The organism is Mesorhizobium sp. M7A.F.Ca.CA.002.15.2.1, assembly GCF_003998715.1.
Classification (GTDB): domain Bacteria; phylum Pseudomonadota; class Alphaproteobacteria; order Rhizobiales; family Rhizobiaceae; genus Mesorhizobium; species Mesorhizobium ciceri.
Genome location: NZ_RZPI01000112.1, coordinates 1 through 10933, shown reverse-complemented (window position 1 = coordinate 10933; position 10933 = coordinate 1). Strand labels below are relative to the sequence as shown.

Here is a 10933-nt window from a genome sequence, read left to right as displayed (position 1 = left end):
GCGCGAAGGCGCGCAGAAGGTTGAGCGTCGCCGCCGACTGGCGGTACGCCATCTCCTGGCGAGCGGGATCCGGAATGCGCGACTTCGGGTCGAATTCGATGCCGTTGATGATGTCGCCGCGATAGCTGGGCAACGTCACCTCGCCCTTGGTCTCGTTGTCGGACGAGCGCGGCTTGGCGAACTGGCCGGCAACGCGGCCGACCTTGACCACCGGCTGCGCGCCGGCGAAGGTCAGCACCACCGACATCTGCAGGAAGACGCGGAAGAAGTCGCGGATGTTGTCTGCGCCATGCTCGGCGAAGCTCTCGGCGCAATCGCCCCCCTGAAGGAGGAATGCGTCACCGGCAGCGACCGAAGCGAGCTGCTTCTTGAGCTTGCGCGCCTCACCGGCAAAAACCAGCGGCGGAAAGGTTGCGAGCTGGGCCTCCGTGTTCTTCAGCGCTGCAAGGTCCGGATAAGCAGGAACCTGCTTGATCGGCTTTGCTCTCCACGAATTCGGCGACCATTTCGTCATCGCTGCACCCAACGCTCTTTCCAGCGGCCTATACTCCGCCATTCCCGGCCCCAATTGGGGATCGCGGCTCCATACACGAAGCCAATTTCCTATTCTAGACCGGAATTTCAGCGCTGGCGAATGGTCCGAGGCTAGCTACGCCGCCTTCTCCACCAGCCGTGCCAACTGCGTCATGACGACCGCCGAGCCCGCCAGCCTCTTCTCGGCTGTCGGCCAGTCGCGCACGAAGACGACACTGTGGTCCGGCCGGATCTTGGCCAACGATCCCTGTTCGCCAATGAACTTGACCAGCCCGACCGGGTTGGAGAATTCGCGCTTGCGGAAATGGATGACGACGCCCTTCGGCCCGGCGTCGAGTTTTTCGACATTGGCCTTGCGGCAGAGCGCCTTGATGAAGACGATCTTCAACAGATGCTTCACCTCCTCCGGCAGCGGGCCGAAGCGGTCGATCAGCTCGGCGCCGAAAGCGTCGATTTCCTCGGTGTTTTCGAGATCGCCGAGACGGCGATAAAGCGCCAGCCGGAGCTGCAGGTCCGGAACATAGCTTTCCGGGATCATCACCGCCGTGCCGACGGCAATCTGCGGCGACCAGCCGCCATCCTGCACCTCGCCCGAATCCTTCACCTCGGCGACGGCTTCTTCCAGCATCTGCTGGTAGAGTTCGAAGCCGACCTCCTTGATGTGTCCGGACTGCTCCTCGCCGAGAAGATTGCCGGCGCCTCTGATATCGAGGTCGTGGCTGGCCAGTTGGAAGCCGGCGCCCAGAGTGTCGAGCGATTGCAGCACCTTGAGCCTCCGCTCGGCGGTGTCGGTCAGCTTGCGGTTGGCCGGCAGCGTGAACAGCGCGTAGGCCCGCACCTTCGAACGGCCGACGCGGCCGCGCAATTGGTAGAGCTGCGACAGGCCGAACATGTCGGCGCGGTGGATGATCAGCGTGTTGGCGGTCGGAATATCAAGGCCGGATTCGACGATGGTGGTCGACAACAGCACGTCGTACTGGCCGTCATAAAAGGCATTCATGATGTCGTCGAGTTCGCCCGGCGGCATCTGGCCATGAGCCACCGCCACCTTCAACTCCGGCACGGATTCCTTCAGGAAATCATGTATTTCCGAGAGATCGCTTATGCGCGGCACCACATAGAAGGAATGGCCACCGCGATAGCGTTCGCGCAGCAGCGTCTCGCGGATCACCAGCGGATCGAAGGGCGATATGAAGGTGCGCACCGCCATCCGATCGACCGGCGGCGTGGCGATCAGCGACAGCTCGCGCACCCCGGTCAACGCCAGTTGCAGCGTTCGCGGGATCGGCGTCGCCGACAGCGTCAGCACGTGCACGTCGGTCTTCAGGTCCTTCAGCCGTTCCTTGTGCTTGACGCCAAAATGCTGCTCTTCGTCGATGATCAGCAGACCAAGGTTCTTGAACGAGATCGCGGAACCGAGCAGCGCGTGCGTGCCGATGACGATGTCGACCTGGCCTTCGGCGATGCCTTTCTTGGTCTCGGCCAGTTCCTTGGCGCCGACCAGCCGCGACGCCTGGGCGACGCGGATCGGCAGGCCGGAAAACCGCTGCGAAAACGTCTTGAAATGCTGGCGTGACAGCAATGTCGTCGGCACCACCACCGCCACCTGAAAACCTTCCATCGCCGCGATGAAGGCGGCACGCAGCGCCACTTCGGTCTTGCCGAAACCGACATCGCCGCAGATCAGCCGGTCCATCGGCTTGCCGGCAGCAAGAACGTCGCGCACCGAATCGATGGCCGTCTGTTGGTCGTCGGTCTCTTCATAGGGAAAGCGGGCGGCGAACTCGCCATAGAGGCCTTCTGCCGGCACCAGTGGCGGCGCCGAGCGCATCTGCCGCTCGGCGGCGATGCGGATCAACTGACCGGCCATGTCGAGCAGGCGCTTCCTCAGCCGCGCTTTGCGCGACTGCCAGGCGCCGCCGCCAAGCTTGTCCAGCGTCGCCTCGGCCGTGTCAGAACCGTAGCGCGACAGGAGTTCGATGTTTTCCACCGGCAGGAACAGCCGGTCGTCGCCGGCATAGTGGATTTCCAGGCAGTCATGCGGCGCGCCGACCGCTTCGATGGTGCGCAGGCCAATGAAACGGCCAATGCCGTGGTCGGCATGGACGACAATGTCGCCGGCCGACAGCGCCGAGGCCTCGGCAATGAAATCCGAGGGACGTTTCTTGCGTTTCGAGCGCCGGATCAGCCGGTCGCCCAAAATGTCCTGTTCGGCGACGACGACCAGTTTTTCGGTCTCGAAGCCGGATTCGAGCGGCAGCACGGCCAGGGCCGCCTGCCCCGGCTCGAGCTTTTCGGCTTCCGCCAGCGTCACGACCTGCTTGAGGTTGCCGAGATGGTGTTCGGCGAGGATCTGGCCAAGCCGGTCGAGCGAGCCTTCGGTCCAGCCGGCGATGACGACGCGGCGGCGCGCCGCGCGCTCATCGGCGATGTGTTTGACGACGACATCGAACACGTTGGCGTTCGGATCGGCGCGCTCCTCGACGAAGCTGCGGCCGTGGCGCGAACCGGCGTGATAGACCTTCTTGGCGCCAATGTCGGGCGCGTCGAATGGCGTAAAGTCGATCGCTTCGCGCGGCCCGAGCGAGGTGATCAGGTTTTCCGGGGAGAGATAGAGCAGGTCCGGCGCGACTGGCTTATAGGGCACCGCATCCTTCAGCGCGCCATCGGCCTGCTTCCTGCGCGCCTCGTAGTGATCGAGGATCAGCGTGTGGCGCTCGGCCAGCGCCTCATGCGCCAGATGGTCGAAGATGACGGGCGTGTCAGGCAGATAGTCGAACACCGTCTCCAGCCGTTCGTAAAAGAACGGCAGCCAGTGCTCCATGCCAGCGAAGCGACGCCCTTCGCTGACCGCCGCATAGAGCCCGTCGTCGCGCTGCGGTGCGCCGAAGGCTTCGATATAGGAGCGGCGGAAGCGGCTGATGGTTTCCGGCGTCAGCGCCACTTCGCTCATCGCTTGCAGCGCCATCGACTTGCGTTGACCGGTGGTGCGCTGCGTGGCGGCGTCGAACACACGGATCGATTCCAGCGTGTCGCCGAAGAAATCGAGCCTGAGCGCCTCGGTCCAGCCGGGGGCGAACAGGTCGAGAATGCCGCCGCGCACCGCGAACTCGCCGATGCCGCGCACTGTCGGCACACGCTCGAAACCGGACGTTTCCAGCCGCGAGACCAGTGCGTTCATGTCGATCTGGTTGCCGGGCCTGGCATGAAAAGTCTGCGCCTCGACCAACTCGGACGGCGGAATGCGCTGCAGCAGCGCATTGGCGGTGGTGAGGATGACGGCGCGGTGCGGCTTCTTCGCCAGAGCGATCATGGCGGTCAGCGCATCGAGGCGCTTGGCGGCCGCATCGGAGCCGGGCGAGACGCGGTCGTAGGGCAAGCAATCCCAGGCCGGCAGTTCCAGCACCGGCAGGCCGGGGGCCGCGAAGGACAATGCCTCGATGATCGCCGGCAGGCGCTGACCGTCGCGCGCGACGAACAGAACCGGCTTGTCGGGCGCGATCTCGAGCGCCGCCTGCACCAGCGCAAAGGCTTCGTAGCCGTCGGCGACGCCATCGACGATGAACTGACCGGCGCGGCCTTTCGGCAGACCGATGGTGGGAATGAGGCTCATGAAATCACGGTCTTGTTTCATCGCAATTCCGAACGGAAAACCGCTTCGTTACTTTTCCTGGAATTGCTTGTGTTCAGAATGTCAGAGAGCGGCGGAAAGCCAGGATCTTTCGCAGGACGGCACAATCGATATCGGCCGGAACCGGGCGTTCGCCGGTGACCATGGGCAGGAATTCGGTATCGGGAATGTCGAGGAGCCTCTCATATTGGTCGATTTCCTCGTTGGTCAAGACGCCGATCTCAGCGTCGGCGAAAGTGCCGAGGATCAGGTCCATCTCGCGCATGCCGCGATGCCAGGAGCGAAACAGAAGCTTGCGGCGGCGCACGTCCAGCCCCTCGCTTGATCTCGTCGTTCCGGTCATCGTACCGCATCCTTGCTTGCTGCGGCGCATATAGCGTGGATAGAAGGGGCTGTCAGCCTTGCGCTGCCGCCGTCGCAACATAAGCTGACATCATGCGCCCGACCATCCTCGATCCCTTGTTTGTCCCGATTACGTCGCTTGCAGGCGTCGGACCGAAAGTCGGCGCGCTGATCGAGAAGGTTGTTCCGGCCGATCTCGGCGACCGCGCGGCGCGTGCCGGCGATCTTCTGTTCGTGCTGCCGCACACCGTCATCGACCGGCGCAGTCGGCCTGGTATCGCGGGATCCGCGGAAGGCCAGATCGTCACGCTCGATGTGCGCATCGACCGCCACCAGCCGCCACCGCGTGGCAACAGGTCGGTGCCCTACCGGGTCTTCGCCCATGACGATACCGGAGAGATCGCGCTGACCTTCTTCCATGCTCACGCCTCCTATCTCGAAAAGGCGATGCCCGAGGGCGAGCATGTCGTGGTCTCGGGCCGCATGGAATGGTTCAACGGCCGCCCGAGCATGGTCCACCCCGACCATATTGCGCTGGCCAGCGAAGCGGAAAACCTGCCGCTGGTCGAACCGGTCTATCCTCTGACAGCCGGGCTCTCGGGCAAGGTGCTGCGCCGGGCGATCGGCCAGGCGCTGACGCGCGTGCCTGAATTTCCCGAATGGCAGGACGGCGCCTTCATGCGGCGGCACACCTTTGCGGCCTTTGGCGATGCGCTTGCCCGCATCCACAATCCGGCCGACCCGATTGACGTCTCCATCGATGGTGCCGCCTGGCGGCGGCTCGCCTATGACGAGTTGCTGGCGGGCCAGGTCTCGCTGGCGCTGGTGCGAGCGAAAGTCCGCAGGCTGTCCGGGCGACCCCTGGTCGGCGACGGCCGCATCGTCGAAAAACTGCGGGCCGCACTGTCCTATTCGCTGACATCAAGCCAGGAGTTTGCGCTGGCCGAAATCAATGCCGACCTCGCCGACCCAGAGCGCATGCTGCGGCTTCTGCAGGGCGATGTCGGTTCCGGCAAGACTGTCGTCGCGCTGCTGGCCATGGCGCGTGCCGTCGAGGCCGGCGGCCAGGCAGCCTTGATGGCACCGACCGAAATCCTGGCGCGCCAGCATCTTGCGACCATCACGCCGCTTGCCGCCAAGGTAGGGCTTCGCATCGCCATCCTCACCGGTCGCGAGAAGGGCCGCGAACGCGCGGATACGCTGGTCGGCCTGGCAACCGGCGAGATCGACATCGTCGTCGGCACCCACGCGCTGTTCCAGGAGACCGTCACCTTCAAAGACCTCGTCTTCGCCGTCATCGACGAGCAGCATCGTTTCGGCGTCCATCAGCGGCTTGCCATCACCGCCAAGGGCGACGCGCCAGACATGTTGGTGATGACGGCCACTCCTATCCCGCGCACCCTGGTGCTGACCGCTTTCGGTGACATGGACGTGTCGAAACTGACGGAAAAACCGGCCGGCCGCCAGCCGATCCGTACCGTTACGCTGCCGCTCGAGCGGCTCGACGAACTGGTCGCCCGCATGGTGGACGCCGTCGCCGGCGGCCAGAAGATCTACTGGATCTGTCCGCTGGTCGAGGAATCCGAAGAGATCAAACTGATGTCGGCCGAAGACCGCTTCGCCTCGCTGAAACCATTGTTCGGCGATCGCATCGGTCTCGTTCACGGCCGCATGAAGGGTGCCGAGAAGGACGAGGCGATGCGCGCCTTCAAGCAGGGCGAGACACGCATCCTGATCGCCACCACCGTCATCGAGGTCGGCGTCGATGTGCCGGACGCCACCGTCATGGTCATCGAGCATGCAGAGCGCTTCGGCCTGGCCCAGTTGCACCAGCTGCGCGGCCGGGTCGGACGCGGTGACAAGCCCTCCTCATGCGTGCTGCTCTACAAGGACCCGCTCGGCGAGACCGCAAAACGCCGGCTGTCGGTGATGCGCGAGACCGAGGATGGGTTCCTGATCGCCGAGGAGGACCTGAAGCTGCGCGGCGAAGGCGAATTGCTGGGCACCCGCCAGTCGGGCACGCCGGGCTTCCAGGTGGCTCGCATCGAGGCGCCTGCCGACCTTCTGGAGGCCGCCCGCGACGATGCCAGGCTGATCCTGTCACGCGATCCGGAGCTGCAATCGCAGCGTGGTGAGGCGTTGCGCCTGCTGCTTTACTTGTTCGGTCGCGACGAAGCCGTGCGGCTTCTGCGCGCCGGCTGAGCCAGGGCGGCAACCGAAGGGTTGGCGAGCATCCCTTCGATCGGCTCGCCATTCACGACAACCATTTGCTTTACTTCGGGCGCCACCAGACCGGCGGAGACGATCAGCTTGGCGCCATCCTCGATCGTCATGTCGAGCGGCACGATGTCCGACTTCGGCACATACATCAGGAAGCCCGTGGTCGGGTTTGGCGTGCACGGCATGAATACGGCGATCAGCGGATCGCCTTCCTGGTCGAGCTTCTGGTTGATCTCGGTTTCCTTTTCACTGGCGACGAACACCAGCGACCACACGCCCTTGCGCGGATATTCGACCAGCCCGACCTGGCGGAACATGTCACCCTTGTTCGACAGCACGGTCTCGAAAATCTGTTTCAGCGAGCCGTAGATGCCGCGCACCAGCGGCATGCGGCCAAGCAGGCGCTCGCCGAAATTGACGATGGCGCGGCCGACGATGTTTGCCGTCAGGAAACCGATCAGCGTGATCAGGATAAGCGCCACGATCAGTCCGAACCCCGGCACCGGAAACGACAGGTAGGTGTCAGGGCTGTAGCGGGCCGGAATATAAGGCTTCACCCAGGAATCGACCCAGCCGATGAACGACCAGGCAATGTAGGCGGTGATCGCCAAGGGCGCGCAGACGATGAAGCCCGTGAGGAAATAGTTCCTCAGCCGGGTCATGCCGGAGGTCTTGGGAGCGTCGGACATGGTTCACCGGAGCGCGGGTTGCAGCGCAACATTAGTGAACCGGACGAAGCTTTGGAACTGCGAAGTTTTTAAAGAGCCGATTATGCCGCTACTTCCAACGGCTCAATCTTCTCGAGCTCCGGCGCCAGCTTTCTGGCTTCGGTTTCAAGCTCATAGGCCTGTTGAAAATTCATCCAGAATTCGGGCGTGGTGTTGAAAAATCTGGCGAGGCGAAGAGCGGTATCGGGAGTCAGGCCGATCTCTTCCTTGGCAATGCGTTCGATACGGGTGCGCGGAAGGTTGAGCTTTTTCGCCAGCGCGCCTGCACTCATGCCGAGCGGGACGAGATATTCTTCACGCAGGAATTCTCCAGGATGAACTGGACGTGCGAACTTCGATGCCATTCGGCCCAACCTCCGGTCTGGAAGGCAAAACCTATTCCACCGTCACCGATTTCGCCAGATTGCGTGGCTGGTCGACGTCGGTGCCCATGAACACGGCGGTGAAATAGGCCAGCATCTGGATCGGCAGCGCATAGATGATCGGCGAGATGATTTCGGGCACATCCGGCAGCACGATTGTTTCCATCGTCTTCACGCTCACCTGCGCCGCGCCCTTGCTGTCGGTGATCAGGATGATCTTGCCGCCGCGCGCCGCCACTTCCTGCATGTTGGAAACGGTTTTCTCGAAGATCCGGTCATGCGGCGCGATGACGATGACAGGCATGTTCTCGTCGATCAGCGCGATCGGCCCATGCTTCAGTTCGCCGGCTGCATAGCCTTCGGCGTGGATGTAGGAGATTTCCTTGAGTTTCAACGCGCCTTCCATGGCCAGCGGGAAATTGGTGTCGCGGCCGAGATAGAGCACGTCCTTGTAGCGCGAGAGTTCGCGCGCGATCCGCTCGATCTGCTCTTCAAGCTTGAGCACCTGGTTGGCGTAGCGCGGCGCTTCCGAAAGCGCGCGCACCAGGGTTTTCTCCTGTTCCTTCGAAATCATACCGCGCGCCACGCCGGCGCGCACCGCAAGCGCGGCCAGCACGGAAAGCTGGCAGGTGAAGGCCTTGGTCGAGGCGACGCCGATCTCGGGTCCGGCAAGCGTCGGCAGCACGACGTCGGATTCGCGCGCCATGGTCGATTCGCGCACATTGACGATCGCGCCGATCTTCATGCCGGCTTTGCGGCAATAACGCAGCGAGGCCAGCGTGTCGGCGGTCTCGCCCGATTGCGAGATGAAAAACGCCGCATCGTTCTTCGACAGCGGCATTTCGCGGTAACGGAATTCGGAGGCGACATCGATGTCGACGGGCAGGCGCGCGTAGCGCTCGAACCAGTACTTGCCGATCAGGCCGGCCAGATACGCCGTGCCGCAGGCCGAGATCGCCAGCCGACCAATTTTGGCGAAGTCGAACGGCAGGTCGAGCGGCTTCGACACTCCGGAGACGAAATCCACGTAATGCGCCAAGGTGTGCGAGATCACCTCGGGCTGCTCATGGATTTCCTTTTCCATGAAATGGCGTCGGTTGCCCTTGTCGACCATGAAGCTGGTCGACAGCGACTGCTGGCGTTTGCGGTCGACCTTTGTGCCGTCAATGTCGAAGATGGTGACACCGCCACGGCGCACCACCGCCCAGTCGCCATCTTCCAGATAGGTGATCGAATTGGTGAACGGGGCGAGCGCGATGGCGTCGGAGCCCAGGAACATCTCGCCATCGCCATGGCCGACGGCCAAAGGCGGACCGTTGCGGGCGCCGACGATCAAATCCTCGTCGCCTTTGAACATGATCGCCAGCGCAAAGGCGCCTTCCAGCCGCTTCAGCGCCTGGTGCGCGGCTTCGACCGGCTTCAGCCCCTTGGCGAGTTCGCGGGCCACCAGATGCGCCACGACCTCGGTGTCGGTCTGCGACGAAAAAGAATAGCCGTCGCGGACCAGTTCGTCGCGCAGTTCGGCGAAATTCTCGATGATGCCGTTGTGGACGATGGCGACGCCGTCGGAAAAATGCGGATGCGCATTGCTCTCGTTGGGCACGCCATGCGTCGCCCAGCGCGTGTGGCCGATGCCGATCGTGCCATCGAGCGGCTCGTCCTTGAGCCGGCGCTCCAGGTTGATCAACTTGCCTTCGGCGCGGCGGCGGGCGAGTTCGCCACGCTCGATGGTCGCGACGCCGGCCGAATCATAGCCACGGTACTCCAACCGCTTCAGCGCATCGACGATGAGCGGCGCAACCTGCGAGTGGCCGACGATTCCAACGATACCGCACATGCAGAAAGCCCCCGATTCCCCGGAAAACCAGCGCTATTTAGGGATGGCCAGCCTGCCGTGGAAAGTCACATTGCATTTCGTCCCGTATAACGGAACGCTCATTCTGTCGATGCACCATGACAGGCCGCTCTTGCAATCCGGTTACTGCAATCGTTCGGTTTGCGGGCTGGTCTTACTTTTTCTTCGCCGCCGCCGCCGAAGCAAAGCGCTCGCGCAACTCCTTGCCCTTGCCTGGAATGGTCTTCTGGCGGGCGCGGCCGAAGGCCAGCGCGTCGTCGGGCACGCTTTCGGTGATCACGCTGCCTGAGGCGATGTAGCCGCCCTTGCCGATGGTGACAGGCGCCACCAGCGACGAATTGGAGCCGACAAAAGCGCCCTCGCCGATGTCGGTGAAGAATTTCGAATAGCCGTCATAATTGCAGGTAATGGTGCCGGCGCCGATATTGGCCCCAGCACCGACACGGGCGTCGCCGATATAGGTCAAATGGTTGACCTTGGCGCCCTCTTCGATAACCGCCTGCTTGACCTCGCAGAAATTGCCGACCTTGGCCTTGTTCCTGAGATCGGCGCCCGGCCGCAGCCGCGCGTACGGCCCGACATCGCAATTGGACGCAATGGTGGCGCCCTCGATATGGCTAAAGGCATGGACCTTGGCGCCCGTGGCAATCTTCACGCCCGGACCGAACCAGACATGGGGCTCGACGATCGTGTCAGTGCCGATCTCGGTGTCGTGCGAGAAATACACCGTCTCCGGCGCGATCAGCGTCACGCCCGACAGCATCGCCTCATGCCGCCGGCGCGCCTGCCAGATGGCTTCGGCTTGCGCCAGTTCGGCGCGGTTGTTGATGCCGAGCGCGCTTTCGAAACTGGCTTCGGTGGCCACGACATCGAGGCCTCGCGCACTGGCGATCTCGACAATGTCGGTGAGATAATACTCGCCCTTGGCATTCTTGTTGCCGACCTGATCGAGCAGCGCCAGCGCATGGGCGCCGGCCACCGCCATCATGCCGGCATTGCAGAAGGTTATTTTCCTCTCCTCCTCGGAGCAGTCCTTCTCCTCGCGGATGGCAATCAGCTTGCCGTCCTTTTCGATCAACCGGCCATAACCAGTCGGACTGGGCGGACGGAATCCGATCACGACGACGGCAGCGCCTTCAGCCAGTTTCAGCCGCGCCACGGTCAGCGCATCTGCGTCGATCAGCGGCGTGTCCCCAAACATCACGAGAATATCGTCATAACCCTTTGATATCGCATCGCGCGCGGCAAGCACGGCGTGCGC

At 63.2% G+C, this 10933-nt stretch carries 8 protein-coding genes; 1 reads left to right on the top strand and 7 read right to left on the bottom strand.

Translation table 11 applies throughout. The features are described from left to right. From ENZ74_RS09425 to ENZ74_RS09415, 3 genes are all read right to left on the bottom strand, one after another. Positions 1-514, bottom strand: a 514-nt coding sequence (locus ENZ74_RS09425; protein WP_164760980.1) for a 3-deoxy-7-phosphoheptulonate synthase, incomplete at its 3' end; no start/stop codon positions are given. A gap of 135 nt (positions 515-649) precedes the next feature. After that, entirely contained in the window at positions 650-4147 is a 3498-nt protein-coding gene (gene mfd / locus ENZ74_RS09420; protein WP_127312744.1) for a transcription-repair coupling factor, read from the bottom strand. A 73-nt stretch (positions 4148-4220) separates the two neighbouring features. Continuing rightward, entirely contained in the window at positions 4221-4508 is a 288-nt protein-coding gene (locus ENZ74_RS09415) for a succinate dehydrogenase assembly factor 2 (protein WP_013531907.1), read from the bottom strand. A 92-nt stretch (positions 4509-4600) separates the two neighbouring features. Here ENZ74_RS09415 and recG point away from each other — a divergent pair, with 92 nt between their 5' ends. Further along, complete coding sequence (recG, locus tag ENZ74_RS09410; RefSeq protein WP_127312743.1) at positions 4601-6709, top strand: ATP-dependent DNA helicase RecG; 2109 nt, start codon at positions 4601-4603, stop codon at positions 6707-6709. On the opposite strand, the gene ENZ74_RS09405 is transcribed toward recG, so the two are convergent. The 4 genes from ENZ74_RS09405 to glmU form a co-directional block, all read right to left on the bottom strand. Further along, positions 6661-7416 carry a DUF502 domain-containing protein gene (locus ENZ74_RS09405; protein WP_024503567.1) on the bottom strand — a complete coding sequence of 252 codons (756 nt, stop codon included), beginning with the start codon at positions 7414-7416 and terminating at the stop codon, positions 6661-6663. The two genes, recG and ENZ74_RS09405, sit on opposite strands and share 49 nt — an antisense overlap. Positions 7417-7496: 80 nt before the next feature. Continuing rightward, on the bottom strand, positions 7497-7799 hold the full coding sequence (locus ENZ74_RS09400) for a HigA family addiction module antitoxin (RefSeq protein ID WP_027161478.1): 303 nt from the start codon (positions 7797-7799) through the stop codon (positions 7497-7499). A gap of 31 nt (positions 7800-7830) precedes the next feature. After that, a complete protein-coding gene (gene glmS / locus ENZ74_RS09395) occupies positions 7831-9654 on the bottom strand; it encodes a glutamine--fructose-6-phosphate transaminase (isomerizing) (RefSeq protein ID WP_063167904.1) in 1824 nt (607 codons plus the stop codon). 172 nt (positions 9655-9826) lie between these two features. After that, the coding region (gene glmU / locus ENZ74_RS09390; RefSeq protein ID WP_127312742.1) for a bifunctional UDP-N-acetylglucosamine diphosphorylase/glucosamine-1-phosphate N-acetyltransferase GlmU at positions 9827-10933 on the bottom strand (1107 nt) is incomplete at its 5' end.

Bases quoted from the DNA above. Each gene is read 5' to 3' on its own strand.
- recG (WP_127312743.1), top strand. From the start codon at position 4,601: ATGCGCCCGACCATCCTCGATCCCTTGTTTGTCCCGATTACGTCGCTT.
- mfd (WP_127312744.1), bottom strand. From the start codon at position 4,147: ATGAGCCTCATTCCCACCATCGGTCTGCCGAAAGGCCGCGCCGGTCAG.
- ENZ74_RS09400 (WP_027161478.1), bottom strand. From the start codon at position 7,799: ATGGCATCGAAGTTCGCACGTCCAGTTCATCCTGGAGAATTCCTGCGT.
- ENZ74_RS09415 (WP_013531907.1), bottom strand. From the start codon at position 4,508: ATGACCGGAACGACGAGATCAAGCGAGGGGCTGGACGTGCGCCGCCGC.
- glmS (WP_063167904.1), bottom strand. From the start codon at position 9,654: ATGTGCGGTATCGTTGGAATCGTCGGCCACTCGCAGGTTGCGCCGCTC.
- ENZ74_RS09405 (WP_024503567.1), bottom strand. From the start codon at position 7,416: ATGTCCGACGCTCCCAAGACCTCCGGCATGACCCGGCTGAGGAACTAT.